Below are 14,466 nucleotides of genomic sequence, written 5' to 3' on the forward strand. Positions count from 1 at the left end.
GAGTAGCGATGCGCTGCCCCTATTGCGGTTCGGAAGATACTCAGGTCAAGGATTCGCGCCCGGCGGAGGACAACACGTCCATCCGCCGGCGGCGTATCTGTCCGGATTGCGGCGGCCGTTTCACCACCTTCGAGCGTGTGCAGCTGCGCGAGCTGATGGTCATCAAGAAGACCGGCCGCAAGGTGCCCTTCGACCGCGACAAGCTGGTGCGCTCCTTCGAAGTTGCGCTGCGCAAACGCCCGGTCGAGCGTGACCGCATCGAGCGCGCCGTTTCCGGCATCGTTCGCCGGCTGGAAAGCTCCGGCGAGACCGAAATCTCCTCCGAGCAGATCGGCTTGCAGGTGCTCGAAGCGATGAAGAGCCTCGATGATGTCGGCTTCGTGCGCTACGCCTCGGTCTATCGGGATTTCTCGCTCGCCGAGGATTTCGAAAAGGTGATTTCCGAAATCAACGCCAAGATCGCCCGCGACCCGCTGGATAGGTGAGCCATGAGCGTCACGCCCCATGACGAGAATTTCATGGCGGCGGCGATTCGCCTGTCGCGCCGGCATCTCGGCCGCACCGCCACCAATCCCTCCGTCGGCTGCCTGATCGTCAGGGACGGCGTCATCGTCGGTCGTGCGGTCACCGCTGTGGGCGGCCGCCCGCATGCCGAGACGCAGGCGCTCGCCGAGGCCGGCGCGCTTGCCCGCGGCGCCACCGCCTATGTGACGCTCGAGCCCTGTTCGCATCACGGCAAGACGCCGCCCTGCGCCGAGGCGCTGATTGCCTATGGCGTTGCCCGCGTCGTGATCAGCGTCACCGATCCCGATCCGCGCGTCTCCGGCCGCGGCATCGCCATACTGGGCAATGCCGGCATCGAGGTGGATTCCGGCGTGCTGGAGGCGGAAGGCCGGCGTTCGCTCGCCGGTTATCTCACCCGCCAGACGAAGAATCGGCCCTATGTGACTCTCAAGCTTGCCGTTTCTGCCGACGGCATGATCGGCCGTCAAGGGGCGGGCCAAGTGGCGATCACCGGCCCAGAAGCCCGCGCTGAGGTGCAGGCGCTGCGCGCCGAAACCGACGCGATCCTCGTCGGCATCGGCACCGCGCTATCAGACGATCCGCTGCTGACGGTGCGGACGCCAGGTCTTGAAGCGCAGTCACCCATCCGCATTGTGCTCGATCCGTCGCTGGCATTGCCGCTGACGAGCAAGCTGGTCACGACGGCGCGGCAAGTGCCGGTGATCTTGGTCGCGAGTGAGGATGTTTCGCCATTGACGGCGGATGCCGAGGGGTTACCCCCCTCTGTCCTGCCGGACATCTCCCCCACAAGGGGAGAGATCGGCAAGGAGCGAGACCCGAATTCCCCGGCTTCTGTTAGCAACGGATCGTCTTCGCCGGATGTGGAGCTGGGAGCGAGCCCCCAGCCAATCTCCCCCCTTGTGGGGGAGATGCCCGGCAGGGCGGAGGGGGGTAACGCACCCGCCGCCGCTACGGACTTGGACTCCCGACGCACCGCACTCGAAGCCGCCGGTGTCGAGATCGTCTACTGCAATCCCTATCGCCCGGAAGTCCTGTTGCCGGCCTTGGCAACACGCGGGATTTCCTCGCTCCTGGTCGAGGGCGGCGCCAAGACCGCGCGGCTTTTCCTCGAGGCGGGCCTCGTCGATCGCATCCAGCTTTACCGGGCGCCTTTCGTCATCGGCGAAGGCGGTATTGAATCGCCGCTTGATGCAACCGACATACCATCGGGTTTTGCCCATACGGGCACGCTGATGTTCGGCGAAGATCGCCTGGACGAATACGAAAGAGGGCTTTGATGTTTACCGGAATAGTCACCGATGTCGGCACGGTCGAATCCGTTTCCCCGCTGAAGGAAGGTATCCGGCTGCGGGTCGCGACCGCCTATGACCCGACGACAATCGATATGGGCGCCTCGATCTCGCATGCCGGCATTTGCCTGACCGTCACCGCACTTCCTGACGAAGGCAGCAACGGCCGCTGGTTCGAGGTTGAGGCCTGGGAAGAGGCGTTGCGGCTGACGACGATCGGCACCTGGCGGGAAGGCAGCCGCATCAATCTCGAACGGTCGCTGAAGATCGGCGATGAACTCGGCGGCCACATCGTTTCCGGCCATATCGACGGCAAGGCGGAAATCCTCTCTGTGACATCGGAGGGCGACGCCACACGCTACCGTCTGCGAGCGCCGGAGCATCTGGCCAAATTCGTCGCCCCCAAGGGGTCGATCGCCCTCGACGGCACCTCGCTGACGGTCAATGCGGTCGACGGCACGGATTTCGACGTGCTGCTCATCCGCCACACGCTCGAGGTCACCACCTGGGGCGAGCGTAAGGCCGGCGATTTCGTCAATTTCGAAGTCGACACCATGGCGCGTTACGCCGCCCGGCTGGCTGAATTCCCGAGCGCCTGAATCGAAAACCTGTACCGGTTTCCAGGGCGCGCGCCGGTCAAATAGCTCACCAATCCGGGGACAGCTTCGTCAGATACTGGCCGTAGGCGCTCTTGCCGAGCTTCTCCGCGAGCTTGGCGAGGTCGCCCTGCGAGATGTAACCCATGCGCCAGGCGACTTCCTCGGGGCAGGCGATCTTGAAGCCCTGGCGTTTCTCCAGCGTGCTGACGAAACCTGCGGCATCGTGCAGGCTGTCCGGCGTGCCGGTGTCGAGCCAGGCATAGCCCCGGCCCATCAGCTCCACGAAAAGCTGGCCGCGCTCAAGATAGGTGCGGTTGACATCGGTAATTTCCAATTCGCCGCGCGGTGACGGCTTCAGGTTGGCGGCGATATCGACCACCTGCTGGTCGTAGAAATAGAGGCCGGTCACCGCCCAGTTCGATTTTGGCTCTTTCGGTTTTTCCTCGATCGACAGCGCATTCATCTTTTCGTCAAAGCCGACAACGCCATAGCGTTCCGGATCGGTGACGTGATAGGCGAACACCGTCGCTCCTTCCCGCCGGCTCGTGCCGGACTTCATGATTTCCGGCAGTCCGTGCCCGTAGAAGATGTTATCGCCGAGAACGAGTGCCGAGCTGTCGCCGTGCAAGAAGTCGGCGCCGATGATGAAGGCCTGGGCGAGGCCGTCCGGACTCGGCTGTACGGCATAGGTCAGCGAAATTCCCCATTGCGAGCCGTCGCCGAGAAGGCGCTTGAAGGCTTCGACGTCGTGAGGCGTGGTGATGATCAGCAGCTCCCTGATGCCCGCGAGCATGAGCGTCGTCAGCGGATAGTAGATCATCGGCTTGTCGTAGACCGGCATCAACTGTTTCGAGACCGCCTGCGTGATCGGATGCAGACGCGTGCCTGTGCCGCCGGCGAGAATAATGCCCTTCATGCCCATCTCCTTAAAGACCTTTATTCAAAAGGTCTTGCATGACAATCGTCATAGACTGCTTCCACTCCGGGAGCCGGATTCCATATGTCCTGGCGAGCTTGTCGCCGTTGAGACGTGAATTGGCGGGACGCTTCGCCGGTGTCGGATAGTCCGCCGTTGGGATGCGCTCGACGCCGATGTTTCTGCCGCCGGATTTAGAAAGCTCCGTGAATATCTCTTCGGCGAAATCAGCCCAGCTTGCTTCGCCGCTGCCGGTCAGGTGAAAGGTGCCGCGGAGCGATGGCGCAGGGTCCGCTACGATACGGGTTGCTATCGCAAGAATCGCGTCGGCGATGTCGAGTGCCGAGGTCGGGCATCCCGTCTGATCGGCGACAACACGGAGATGATCGCGCGTCTCGGAAAGTCGCAGCATCGCTTTCAGGAAATTGGTGCCAAAGGGCGAATAGACCCAGGCGGTGCGCAAGATGACGTGGTTCGGGTTCGCCGCCGCGACGGCCGTCTCGCCCGCAAGCTTCGAACGTCCGTAGACGGAGATCGGCGCCGTCGTATCCTCTTCAGAATACGCGGAGGCCTTGTCGCCGCTGAAGACATAGTCGGTCGAAATGTGGATGATCGGGACCCTGATCCGCGCGGCAGCCTCGGCAACCGCCCCGGCGCCCGCCGCGTTGACGGAAAAAGCAAGCTCAGCTTCGCTCTCGGCCTTGTCGACCGCCGTATAGGCGGCGGCCGAGACGATCACATCCGGGCGCAGAGCCGGAAAGGCGGCTGCGATGCTTTCGGGATTCGCGAGGTCCATTTCCGGGCGCCCGACCGCGCTGATTTCGACGCCCGTTTCGGCGCCACGTCTGAGCAGCGACTGAACGACCTGGCCCCGTTTGCCGGTGACGGCGATGCGCATCGCTATCCTTCCTTGAAAACGCCGAGGCGTTCGCCGGAGTAGACGTTTTCGCGCAGCGGCCTCCACCACCATTCGTTTTCCAGGTACCAGTGCACGGTCTTCTCGATGCCGGTTTCGAAGGTCTCTTGCGCTTTCCAGCCGAGTTCGCCTTCGAGTTTCGAGGCATCGATCGCATAGCGTGCGTCGTGTCCGGGGCGATCCGTGACGTTGGTGATCAGACGTGCATGCGGTGCCTTGTCACTGTAGACGCCGTCGAGAATAGCGCAGATGCGATGAACGACATCGATGTTCCTGCGCTCATTGCGGCCGCCCACATTGTATTTTTCGCCGGGGCGCCCTCTGGATGCAATGGTGAAGAGCGCGCGGGCGTGGTCTTCGACATAGAGCCAGTCGCGGACATTTGCGCCGTTGCCGTAAACCGGAAGAGGCTTGCCCTCCAGCGCGTTCAGGATCGTCAGCGGAATGAGCTTTTCCGGGAAATGGAACGGGCCGTAGTTGTTGGAGCAATTGGAGACGACGACGGGCAGGCCGTAGGTGCGGTGCCAGGCGATCGCCAGATGGTCGCTCGCGGCCTTGGAGGCGGAATAGGGCGAGGACGGATCGTAAGGCGTCGTCTCCTCGAACAGGCCCTCATCGCCGAGCGAGCCGTAGACCTCGTCCGTCGAGACGTGCAGAAAGCGGAAGGCACTCTTGCGGCGGGCGTCAAGCCCATCCCAATAGTGCCGTGCGACATCCAGCAGGCTGAATGTGCCGACGATGTTGGTCTGAATGAAATCGGCCGCGCCAGAGATCGAGCGGTCGACATGGCTCTCTGCCGCGAGATGCGTGACGGTATCAGGGCGGAAGGACTCGAATGCTTCCTGCATCCCGGCGCGGTCGCAGATGTCGGCGCGCAGGAATTGATAGTTCGGCGCCGATTCGACGGATGTCAGCGATGCCAGATTGCCGGCATAGGTCAGCGTGTCGACATTCATTACCTCGGCGCCGATCTCGCTGACGAGATGGCGCACCAATGCCGATCCGATGAAGCCCGCTCCGCCCGTGACCAGTATGCGCATCGTCGATCAATCCTGGGGTTGCTGTGCTGAATAGGAAAAATGGCCTGGCAGATCGGCGAGCCGCGGCAGCGTCTTGTCCTTGTCGGACGACACCATGTCTCTCTCATCGAAGGGCCAGCGAATGCCGATCACCGGATCGTTCCACGCGATGCCCCGATCATGCTGCGGGCTGTAGGGTGCGGTTACCTTGTAGCTGATGACGCTGTTCGGCTCGATCGTTGCGAATCCGTGTGCGAAACCGGCCGGTATCCAGAGCTGCTTGCCGGTCTCCGGCGAGAGCTCCTGAGAGAGCCATTTGCCGAAGCTCGGTGATCCCTCGCGAATATCGACGACGACATCCATGATCCGGCCGGCAAGGCAGCGCACCAGCTTGCCCTGTGCGAAGGGCGGGATCTGGAAATGCAGCCCCCGGACGGTGCCGGCCTGCGCCGAAAGCGATTCATTGTCCTGGATGAACGTGACGTCGGCCACATTTTCCCGGAACCAGGCATCCTTGAATACCTCGGAGAAGTAGCCGCGGTGATCGCCGAAGCGTGGCGGCGTAATTGCGACGATGCCCTCGATGGCCGCGGCCTCAATGCGCATGACGTACCTTTTCTGCGGCCTTCATCAGGCGCCAGCCTTCATGACGCTCATCAGCATGTCCGCCTGCGAGCGGCTCCGCATGGCCGCAAGGCCTGTCGCGGCAATGGCATCGCGCTCGTCGGCATCTGCGATCAGCTTGTAGCAGCGCTTGATCATGTCGTCATAGGGCTCAATTGCCAAGCCGCCGATGAAGGGTTGGAGGTCTGGATCGTTGATGTCGCCTTCCGTCAGCACGCAAACGCGATTGGCGAGCAGATAGGAAATGCGGACGATCTCGAAGACGCCGCTCGCATAATGATGGATGTTTATGACGATCTTGGCGCGGGCAATCGCCGCATCGCGTTCCGCACCATAGATGTTGAAGAGATGCGCGACCTTGAGCCCGCCGTCCTTCAGCGTCGTCAGGATATGGTGGCGGCGTTCGTTTATCGAGCCGTAGAAGAGCACTTCGATATCTTTGACGGGGGCGTGCTGTATCTGGCTGAGGCAGCGGCTATAACCGATTTCGAGGACACCGGCGTGATCAATGCCCTTGGCGGCGAGATTTTCCCGGTTGCGCGGGCTGTAGTCGAGAACCGGAAGCGATTTCAGGATCGAGGTGTAGCGCGAATTGATCCAGATGCTTTCTTCGGACACCTGCTCTAGATTGATGACGACGCTGTCCTTCGGCAGATGGCTGACGATTTCGGGGGCGAGAAGATTGCCGCCGTAGATGATCGGCGCACGGCCGGCGAATGCGTCCATGTCGCGGACGATCGGTGCCGAGCCGCCGAGTTCTTCGAAGGCGCCTTGCAAGCCGAGTGCGACTTCATCGAAGGCGTGGCTGTGATTGTAGTTTTCGGGCGTCACGATCCAGATGCAATGACGGTCCTTGTGTGCCTGCCACCCGCCGGCAAAGGGCTGCAATGCGTTGTGGAGCGGCTGCTCGATTTTCGGCGCGGCTGGCATAGCGGGCCTGTCCGTCCGTACCTGCAGCTGCTGCACCGGAGAGGCGCCTGAAGCCTGCGGAGCATGGGAGCGCATCAATTCGCGGTCGCCGATGAATTGGCCGCGCGGCATCCAGCCGGGCGGATCATCAGCCCCCCAAATCAGATGCGGCTGCTTGATGAGCGGCTGGCGGCCTTGCTGCCACGTGGTCAGGAGAGCCTCGTCACGGCTCCGTAGAAAGGCTTCCTTGGCGGCGAAGAGGCCATGCAGCAACCGGCCGAGGCGGACACCGAACTTCCATTCGAAATCGGCAACGGTCGGTACGAAGGCGGCGATCTTCAATCCGGAGGCGATGGCCTGCTGGACATAAAGCCCGAGCAGACGCTCGATCACGAAGGGGCGCATCGTCGCGTTGGCATCGCGTGAATAGTGAGCCGTGCCGGCATAGGCGGTGCCCGCGGCCGTGCCAGCGCACGCCTGGTTTTCCAGCGACTCGAGAATGCGTTCGCAAAAGGCGATATACCCGGACCAGAATTTCCGATTGCCGCAGAAATAGTTGCAGAACATGAAGGCAGTCTTGTCCTGCGGCGGCGCGATCGGATAGCCGAGCTCCTGGATATGCAGAAAGATCGGCTCCATGCCGGGGTGACCGCCAAGCAGCGAATGTTCCCAGACATTGCTGTAGATCGCCGCGTGGCCGATCAGCGGATTGTAAAGATAGGCATCCGCACCCTCTGCCCTGGCCTTTTCCGCCTCGGTGACAAAGGACGGGAAGCTCGTCACCGACTTCATCTCGAATTTGCTGGAGAGTAGCCCCCAGAACACGTCGTCGCCGAGGCCGATCGCCTCGTGATGCTGATGCAGGGTGAGGAAGAGCTCATATTCGCGGGTCGTAGCGTGCGTATTGAACGAGATGTCGAGCGGCATGGCAGCGGCATCGAGCTGACTGCGCTGCGAAGGGTCGAGATAAGGCTGATAGATAATCACGGATCCCGTGCCGGCAGCCTTCTCCGTGAGAAGCGCCAGATCAGGAAGACCGGCCGGTAGAGCGGAAATGGGCTGATTGATCGTCAAGGTTTTGTCCTTCGCGAATGGTTACCGTCTGCATAGGCAATCCGCAGAACGGCAATTCGAGCCTGTTTGGTGCCTACTATTTGAGTTGAAGCTTGCGCCACACTGTTCGCAGAACTTTCGCTGATCAGCCTGGAGGGGTGTGGGAACTCGACGATCCGCAGTCAATTTCTCTAGCCAGATTTATTGGCTCAGCCGCTCCTGCTGCCAGTGCCGCAAAGAGTTGCGATGTTACGTTTGGAATTGGGCCGCTCGGTTTATACGCCGCTTTTATAGACCCCATCATTCGATACGGTAGCGATATCCCCGAACAAGGACCCAGGTAGGCTATTGCCATAGAGTTCGGCTATCCGTTTGATGAGAAGATAGCTTCCCAGACGCTCCTGGCAAAATGAGATCGCACGTTTCTGCACGGGATCTTCGGCTTGAAACGGTTGATATCGTTTCGCAAATTCAAAAGACGGCGCGACGAGGCGCACAAAAGTTTCCAGCCACCAGTCCGTCGGATACGTGCCGAGTTCAATGCCTCCTGGAACGAAAGTGCTGGAATTAAAAAAATGCAAAGCTTCGGCTTGCGTTAAACTGTTTGCTTCGATTGAGAGCGCCGTATATCTCATAAAGTCAACAATACTGTGAAAGCGTGCATAGTGTTGAGATATGTTATGGAGATTTAACGGCCGAGGTAGAAAGAAACTTTCTGAAAAAAGCGCCGGATTCTCCGGTCTTGTGATGTCTGCCTCTTCTGACGTCGTTGTATTCATCCCGGGATATTCGGGATTCGGTGTTCCTATTTTTAGTCGCGTTAGAAATTTACGATACTGCCAGATAGTAATGTTACGAGGTTTTACTGATTCTTCCGAAACGACTTTTGCAATGACTATCGTTCCAAGCGATCCCGACAATTTCGCGTGAAGCTCCTCCGGCTCACTGAAAAAATCATAACCGGCAATGACGTCCATACCCTTGTTTTCCAGAGGAAGTTTAGAATTGAGCCATATGATTTTCGAGCCCGCGGGAGGAGGGTAGCTCGGCAAATCCTTATGGCAAACAATGTAAATGGTCATATTTGTAATTAGCCTCTTATGGATGGGGCGTAAGGGGGCGAAGGTATCTGCCTCTGTGGCGACCCTAAAGCGCGTTCCTTGCGCGTAGCCGGTGCGAAGGACCCATTCGGGGATGAAGTCGGGTGCCGCAAGCAGAGGTCGTCGACATCCTTTTGCTTGAGCTTGCTGTTGCCGTTGGCGATATCGGCAAGTGTCAGCAAGCCCACAATGGCGCGCGCTGCGCTGCCCGTTTGGCGGAATTCCCTAACGCGAAAACTGAATGATCTCGCCGTTATACTGCGTGCGCGTAGTCTCGCGAAAACCGAGTTTGGCTGCGACCCTCAACGAGGCCTGGTTTTCCGGGCTGACGATGCAGCTCATCGGTTTTCCCGGGAAATAACTCTCCGCCCAGCCGATCAGGGCGGTCAGCGCCTCGGTGGCATAACCGCGGCCGTGCGCCGAGGGCATCAGAGCCCAGCCGACCTCCATCGTTCCCTCGATCGACGGCGTCATCTCCCGGCGGGATTCCATGAAACCGGCCTCGCCGATGAACCGGCCGCTCGCCTTTTCGATGATTGCAAGGAAGCCGAAGCCCATATGGTGCCACATGCCGGCAAGGCGCAGCATGCGGCTCCAGCTCTGCTCTCGCGTCGACGGTACACCGCTGATGAAGCGGACGACGTCTTCGTCCGCCCATAGCACTGCATGCATCTCGAAATCGGCGAGGCGGTGAGGGCGGAGCGTCAGCCGTTCCGTTTCGAGGGTCGGAATGTCGGTCATATAGGGTCCTTCACGCTCCGGGTTCGCCATCCCAATAGTCGAGATCGCCCTCCGGCCGTCCGATATGGCGGAAGCGCCCGGGGTTGCTATCGTCGCTGTTGGTCTTGGTCCTGTTGGTTTTGGCCAGAAACTTTCCGGAATCGGGATATTCGACGATTTCGGTCTTCGCCACCGTCGAAATGCCGAGATAAACGAGCGGTGCAGTGCCGGTATTGATGATCTGGTGCGCCGTCTCCGGCCCACCGGCCGGCGCGCCGAGCACGTCTCCCGCCTTGATCGCATGGCGCTCGTCGCCGAAGCGGTATTCGCCGGCGCCTGCTATTACATAGAAAAGCTCGTCTTCGACGTGGTGATTGTGGAAGGGGCAGCCCGATTTGCCCTGCGGCACTTCGTTGTAGCTGACACCGAGACCGGCCAAGCCGAGAAGCGTGCCGAACGAAGTATCGGCGCTTTCATAGAACTCGCCCTGTTTCCAGTGGTCGAGTTTGAGATCGGCGGTATTGATCACCGCGTTCGGTTCCGTCGCCATGATGTCCTCCTGTTGCAGGGAGAGAAGCCATCATCGCGGCGAATAATTCAATGCTTATTTGGGCCTATTTGGGCCTATCTGGCCTGGGAAATCCCCGGCATGGGCGGAGAGGAGACCGCCGCCCATGCTTTGAGCGCCGCGCACCGATGGGACGCGATGCGCTGAAGCGTCAACGGACGTAGAAGGTCAAGCTTCCGTCGGCTGCCTGTTCGGCATTGACGATGTTACGGACATCGACGCCTTCATTGTTAAGCCGATGGGCAAGCGACCTGTTGGCGTCGATCGAGGCCTGGATGCCGTGAACGGCCTGGCCGGAACGTTCCGGCGCCGAGCGCGGACCGGTCGTTTCGTCGTCGAGGTTGCGCCAGTTATGGACCTGCTCGACGTTGAAATCGTTGCCGTGGAAGCTCCTGAGTGTCTGCTCGATACCCTGGGCAGTGTTCATCCCAAGGCTTTCGGCCCGGCTGACGCCGGCAAATCCGAGGGAGGAGAGGGCGGCGGCGATAGTGATGGTGACAACGCGGTTCATGATAGTATCCTTTTCATCTGCTTTGACGGTCGACTGTCGTTGCAGGGGATCGTCTGCGTCACGACATGGAATTGGCGTTGTCCCTTTCGCGATTCAATGGGTTAAGTCACTGAAAATCCATTAAGAATTGTTCATGAATACGGCCTTTGAATTGCCGTCTTCCAGGCATCCGGAAAAGCTGATTTCAAAGGCTTGCCCGCTGACGCAGCCGTGGCGCGGCTATCCCTTTGCTGATATTTCAATTTTGGCGTTGCGGCATCGGGCGAAAGTGCTTGCCATTCCTGCGAAGGCATGTTTTGACCGCGGCCTGCCGAGTGGAAAACGCCCCGCAAAACGAAGGTGAACCATGCCGAGAGAGACCGCTCCCCATATTTTGATCGTTGAGGCCCGCTTCTACGACGACATGGCCGACGCCTTGCTCGAAGGCGCCACCTTCGCATTGGAACAGGCCGGCGCCACCTTTGAGGTCGTCACGGTTCCCGGCGCACTGGAAATTCCAGCGGCGATTGCCATGTCGCTCGATGGAGACGACAATGGTGGAACGCATTATGATGGCTATGTCGCGCTTGGCATGGTCATCCGCGGCGAGACCTATCACTTCGATATCGTATCGAATGAATCCTCGCGGGCTTTGATGGATCTTGCGGTCAGCGAGTCCCTTGCCATCGGCAACGGCATTCTGACCGTCGAAAACGACGAACAGGCATGGGCGCGTGCGCGCCGCTCGGATAAAGACAAGGGCGGATTTGCCGCTCGCGCAGCTCTGACCATGATCGAGCTGAAGCAGAAATTGGGTGCATAACGAATGAACGACGACAAGACGGAACGGCCGGTCAAGACTGCAAACCAGCGGGGCGCTGCCCGACTTGCTGCCGTTCAGGCGCTTTATCAAATGGATGTCGGCGGCACTGGTGTCCTGGAGATCGTCGCCGAATACGAGGCGCACCGTCTTGGCCAGGAACTCGACGGCGCGACCTATCTGAAGGCCGACGCCGCTTGGTTCCGTTCGATCGTCTCCGGCGTCGTGCGCGATCAGACCCATCTTGATCCGCTGATTGCTGCGGCCCTGCAGGATGATTGGGCTTTGTCGCGTCTCGACAGCACCGTGCGCGCCATCCTGCGCGCCGGCGTCTTCGAGATCACCGACCGCAAGGACGTCCCGGTGGCGGTCATCGTCACCGAATATGTCGAGATCGCCCAGGCCTTCTTCGAAGACGACGAGCCGAAGCTCGTCAACGCCGTGCTCGACCGCATCGCGAAGCAGGTCCGCGGCGAGGCGAAGAAATAACTCCTTAGCCGCCAAACAATCTCCCGCCTCTTTCTTTGAACTGCAACGGTTTTTCGCCTGTTGCGGTCTTGACGCCACGTAATCGACCAAGCAATCTCCGCACCGCTTAGCTGTGGCATTTCTGTGGAGAGGAAAGGCGATTCGGCGGCGTTTTTGCCGGAGAAGGAGTGATCTCCGGCCTATGGGAGGAAAGAGCGAAATGACCATTCTTTTATGCGTAATTGCATGCGGTCTGCTCTCGGTGGTCTATGCCGCCTGGGCAACTCGGTCGGTGCTTGCCGCCGATCAGGGCAACAGCCGCATGCAGGAGATCGCGGGCTATATCCGCGAGGGCGCTCAAGCCTATTTGACGCGCCAGTACAGAACCATTGCCCTTGTTGGCGTTGTCGTTTTCATCGCAGCCTGGCTGCTTCTTTCCGCCACGGCCGCCATCGGCTTCCTGATCGGCGCTGTGCTTTCCGGGGCTGCCGGCTTCATCGGCATGCACGTCTCCGTCCGCGCCAATGTGCGCACCGCCCAGGCTGCTTCCGCGAGCCTTTCCGCCGGCCTCGACATCGCCTTCAAGTCTGGTGCGATCACCGGCATGCTGGTGGCTGGCCTGGCACTGCTCGGCGTCTCCATCTACTATACCATTTTGACCTTCGGCCTCGGCCATGAGAGCGGCTCGCGCGAAGTCGTCGATGCGCTGGTGGCGCTGGGCTTCGGTGCTTCGCTGATCTCGATCTTCGCCCGTCTCGGTGGTGGCATCTTCACCAAAGGCGCCGATGTCGGCGGCGACCTTGTCGGCAAGGTGGAAGCCGGCATTCCCGAAGACGATCCGCGCAACCCGGCAACGATTGCCGACAATGTCGGCGACAACGTCGGCGACTGCGCCGGGATGGCCGCCGACCTTTTCGAGACCTATGCGGTTTCCGTCGTCGCCACCATGGTCCTCGCTTCGATCTTCTTTGCCGGAGCGCCGATCCTCCAGTCTGCGATGATCTATCCGCTGGCGATCTGCGGTGCCTGCATCATCACCTCGATCATCGGCACCTTCTTCGTCAAGCTCGGCTCGAACGGCTCGATCATGGGCGCTCTTTACAAGGGCCTCATCGTCACCGGCCTGCTGTCGATCGTCGGTCTCGGCGCCGCCACCTCGCTGACGGTCGGCTGGGGCTCGCTCGGCACGGTCGGCGGCGTCGACATTTCAGGCGCGCACCTCTTCTTCTGCGGCATCGTCGGCCTCGTCGTCACCGCGCTGATCGTGGTGATCACCGAATATTATACCGGCACCGGCAAGCGTCCGGTCGTCTCGATCGCCCAGGCCTCGGTCACCGGTCACGGCACCAATGTCATCCAGGGCCTGGCCGTCTCGCTGGAATCGACGGCACTGCCGGCGATCGTCATCGTCGGCGGCATTCTCGCCACCTACCAGCTCGGCGGCCTTTTCGGCACCGGCATTGCGGTCACGGCGATGCTGGGTATTGCCGGGATGATCGTCGCCCTCGACGCATTCGGACCGGTGACGGACAATGCCGGCGGTATCGCCGAAATGTCGCATCTACCGCCGGAAGTGCGTAAATCCACGGATGCGCTCGATGCTGTCGGCAATACGACCAAAGCCGTCACCAAGGGTTATGCCATCGGTTCCGCCGGCCTCGGCGCACTGGTTCTTTTCGCAGCCTACTCCTACGACCTCAAATATTTTGCGGCGAATGGCGACAAGTTCCCTTATTTCGCCGGCATAGGCGAAATTTCCTTCGATCTTTCCAACCCCTATGTCGTGGCGGGATTGATCTTCGGCGGTCTCATTCCCTACCTCTTCGGCGGCATCGCAATGACCGCCGTCGGCCGTGCGGCCGGTGCGATCGTCGAGGAAGTTCGCCGTCAGTTCAAGGAAAAACCGGGCATCATGGAGGGCACGGAAAAGCCGGATTACGGCAGGGCCGTCGACCTTCTGACCAAGGCCGCCATCCGCGAGATGATCGTGCCGTCGCTGTTGCCGGTGCTGGCGCCGATCGTCGTCTATTTCGGCGTTCTTCTCATCTCCGGCTCCAAAGCCTCGGCCTTTGCTGCGCTCGGCGCATCGCTGCTTGGCGTCATTATCAACGGCCTCTTCGTCGCCATTTCGATGACATCGGGTGGCGGCGCCTGGGACAATGCCAAGAAGAGCTTCGAGGATGGTTTCGTCGACAAGGACGGCGTGCGTCACATGAAGGGCTCGGATGCGCACAAGGCCTCGGTCACTGGCGATACCGTCGGCGATCCCTACAAGGACACCGCCGGCCCCGCCGTCAACCCGGCGATCAAGATCACCAACATCGTTGCGCTGCTGCTGCTCGCCGTTCTCGCCGGTTGAGCCATCGTGTGCAGGCACCGCGGTTCGCCGCGGCGCCTGACACGGAGAAGAACGCTGTAACGCCTTGAATTATGAAGTAAAAAACCCGCCG

15 protein-coding genes and 1 pseudogene are annotated in these 14,466 nt (G+C 60.5%); 7 read left to right on the forward strand and 9 right to left on the reverse strand.

Features of this window, described 5'->3' with window-relative positions; genetic code table 11:
- Positions 1-8 precede the first annotated feature (8 nt).
- From nrdR to HJB83_RS07535, 3 genes are read left to right on the forward strand one after another with little or no spacing between them, the layout of a single operon-like run.
- Positions 9-485 carry a transcriptional regulator NrdR gene (nrdR, locus tag HJB83_RS07525; RefSeq protein WP_003547190.1) on the forward strand — a complete coding sequence of 159 codons (477 nt, stop codon included), beginning with the start codon at positions 9-11 and terminating at the stop codon, positions 483-485.
- A gap of 3 nt (positions 486-488) precedes the next feature.
- Positions 489-1,802 (forward strand): bifunctional diaminohydroxyphosphoribosylaminopyrimidine deaminase/5-amino-6-(5-phosphoribosylamino)uracil reductase RibD, encoded by a 1,314-nt coding sequence (ribD, locus tag HJB83_RS07530; protein WP_221131513.1) that lies wholly within the window; start codon positions 489-491, stop codon positions 1,800-1,802.
- The gene (locus tag HJB83_RS07535) at positions 1,802-2,413 is read left to right on the forward strand and encodes a riboflavin synthase (RefSeq protein ID WP_221115246.1); all 612 of its coding nucleotides are present in this window, start codon (positions 1,802-1,804) and stop codon (positions 2,411-2,413) included. Before ribD ends, HJB83_RS07535 begins: the two co-directional genes overlap by 1 nt.
- Positions 2,414-2,459: 46 nt before the next feature.
- On the opposite strand, the gene rfbA is transcribed toward HJB83_RS07535, so the two are convergent.
- From rfbA to HJB83_RS07580, 9 genes and pseudogenes are all read right to left on the reverse strand, one after another.
- Positions 2,460-3,329, reverse strand: coding sequence for a glucose-1-phosphate thymidylyltransferase RfbA (gene rfbA / locus HJB83_RS07540; protein ID WP_207583725.1), 870 nt, complete (start codon positions 3,327-3,329; stop codon positions 2,460-2,462).
- A 10-nt stretch (positions 3,330-3,339) separates the two neighbouring features.
- Positions 3,340-4,227, reverse strand: coding sequence for a dTDP-4-dehydrorhamnose reductase (gene rfbD, locus HJB83_RS07545; RefSeq protein ID WP_221131514.1), 888 nt, complete (start codon positions 4,225-4,227; stop codon positions 3,340-3,342).
- A gap of 2 nt (positions 4,228-4,229) precedes the next feature.
- On the reverse strand, positions 4,230-5,285 hold the full coding sequence (rfbB, locus tag HJB83_RS07550; protein ID WP_221115245.1) for a dTDP-glucose 4,6-dehydratase: 1,056 nt from the start codon (positions 5,283-5,285) through the stop codon (positions 4,230-4,232).
- A gap of 6 nt (positions 5,286-5,291) precedes the next feature.
- On the reverse strand, positions 5,292-5,870 hold the full coding sequence (gene rfbC, locus HJB83_RS07555) for a dTDP-4-dehydrorhamnose 3,5-epimerase (RefSeq protein ID WP_207583728.1): 579 nt from the start codon (positions 5,868-5,870) through the stop codon (positions 5,292-5,294).
- A pseudogene (locus HJB83_RS07560) lies at positions 5,860-7,871 on the reverse strand (glycosyltransferase family 1 protein). Before HJB83_RS07560 ends, rfbC begins: the two are co-directional and overlap by 11 nt.
- Positions 7,872-8,125: 254 nt before the next feature.
- Entirely contained in the window at positions 8,126-8,932 is an 807-nt protein-coding gene (locus tag HJB83_RS07565) for a hypothetical protein (protein ID WP_207583730.1), read from the reverse strand.
- Between the two features lie 243 nt (positions 8,933-9,175).
- A complete protein-coding gene (locus tag HJB83_RS07570; RefSeq protein ID WP_207583731.1) occupies positions 9,176-9,691 on the reverse strand; it encodes a GNAT family N-acetyltransferase in 516 nt (171 codons plus the stop codon).
- A gap of 10 nt (positions 9,692-9,701) precedes the next feature.
- Positions 9,702-10,220, reverse strand: a complete 519-nt coding sequence (locus HJB83_RS07575) for a cupin domain-containing protein (protein WP_221131516.1) — start codon at positions 10,218-10,220, stop codon at positions 9,702-9,704.
- A gap of 169 nt (positions 10,221-10,389) precedes the next feature.
- Positions 10,390-10,749: a hypothetical protein gene (locus tag HJB83_RS07580; RefSeq protein ID WP_221131517.1), complete on the reverse strand. Its 360-nt coding sequence runs from the start codon at positions 10,747-10,749 to the stop codon at positions 10,390-10,392.
- Between the two features lie 133 nt (positions 10,750-10,882).
- On the opposite strand from HJB83_RS07580, the gene HJB83_RS07585 reads away from it, so the two are divergent.
- The 4 genes from HJB83_RS07585 (at position 10,883) to HJB83_RS07600 (ending at position 14,375) form a co-directional block, all read left to right on the forward strand.
- The gene (locus HJB83_RS07585; protein ID WP_221131518.1) at positions 10,883-11,092 is read left to right on the forward strand and encodes a hypothetical protein; all 210 of its coding nucleotides are present in this window, start codon (positions 10,883-10,885) and stop codon (positions 11,090-11,092) included.
- A 3-nt stretch (positions 11,093-11,095) separates the two neighbouring features.
- On the forward strand, positions 11,096-11,551 hold the full coding sequence (gene ribH / locus HJB83_RS07590; protein WP_003574043.1) for a 6,7-dimethyl-8-ribityllumazine synthase: 456 nt from the start codon (positions 11,096-11,098) through the stop codon (positions 11,549-11,551).
- Between the two features lie 3 nt (positions 11,552-11,554).
- Positions 11,555-12,037: a transcription antitermination factor NusB gene (nusB, locus tag HJB83_RS07595; protein WP_221131519.1), complete on the forward strand. Its 483-nt coding sequence runs from the start codon at positions 11,555-11,557 to the stop codon at positions 12,035-12,037.
- 199 nt (positions 12,038-12,236) lie between these two features.
- The gene (locus tag HJB83_RS07600) at positions 12,237-14,375 is read left to right on the forward strand and encodes a sodium-translocating pyrophosphatase (RefSeq protein WP_207583735.1); all 2,139 of its coding nucleotides are present in this window, start codon (positions 12,237-12,239) and stop codon (positions 14,373-14,375) included.
- Positions 14,376-14,466: the final 91 nt, after the last annotated feature.

This window comes from Rhizobium sp. NZLR11, from assembly GCF_019685115.1.
GTDB lineage: Bacteria > Pseudomonadota > Alphaproteobacteria > Rhizobiales > Rhizobiaceae > Rhizobium.

Coding starts and splice junctions, on each gene's coding strand:
- HJB83_RS07570 (WP_207583731.1), bottom strand. CDS start 9,691: ATGACCGACATTCCGACCCTCGAAACGGAACGGCTGACGCTCCGCCCT.
- rfbB (WP_221115245.1), bottom strand. CDS start 5,285: ATGCGCATACTGGTCACGGGCGGAGCGGGCTTCATCGGATCGGCATTG.
- rfbA (WP_207583725.1), bottom strand. CDS start 3,329: ATGAAGGGCATTATTCTCGCCGGCGGCACAGGCACGCGTCTGCATCCG.
- ribD (WP_221131513.1), top strand. CDS start 489: ATGAGCGTCACGCCCCATGACGAGAATTTCATGGCGGCGGCGATTCGC.
- HJB83_RS07585 (WP_221131518.1), top strand. CDS start 10,883: ATGAATACGGCCTTTGAATTGCCGTCTTCCAGGCATCCGGAAAAGCTG.
- nrdR (WP_003547190.1), top strand. CDS start 9: ATGCGCTGCCCCTATTGCGGTTCGGAAGATACTCAGGTCAAGGATTCG.
- nusB (WP_221131519.1), top strand. CDS start 11,555: ATGAACGACGACAAGACGGAACGGCCGGTCAAGACTGCAAACCAGCGG.
- HJB83_RS07575 (WP_221131516.1), bottom strand. CDS start 10,220: ATGGCGACGGAACCGAACGCGGTGATCAATACCGCCGATCTCAAACTC.
- HJB83_RS07565 (WP_207583730.1), bottom strand. CDS start 8,932: ATGACCATTTACATTGTTTGCCATAAGGATTTGCCGAGCTACCCTCCT.
- ribH (WP_003574043.1), top strand. CDS start 11,096: ATGCCGAGAGAGACCGCTCCCCATATTTTGATCGTTGAGGCCCGCTTC.
- HJB83_RS07600 (WP_207583735.1), top strand. CDS start 12,237: ATGACCATTCTTTTATGCGTAATTGCATGCGGTCTGCTCTCGGTGGTC.
- HJB83_RS07580 (WP_221131517.1), bottom strand. CDS start 10,749: ATGAACCGCGTTGTCACCATCACTATCGCCGCCGCCCTCTCCTCCCTC.
- rfbC (WP_207583728.1), bottom strand. CDS start 5,870: ATGCGCATTGAGGCCGCGGCCATCGAGGGCATCGTCGCAATTACGCCG.
- rfbD (WP_221131514.1), bottom strand. CDS start 4,227: ATGCGCATCGCCGTCACCGGCAAACGGGGCCAGGTCGTTCAGTCGCTG.
- HJB83_RS07535 (WP_221115246.1), top strand. CDS start 1,802: ATGTTTACCGGAATAGTCACCGATGTCGGCACGGTCGAATCCGTTTCC.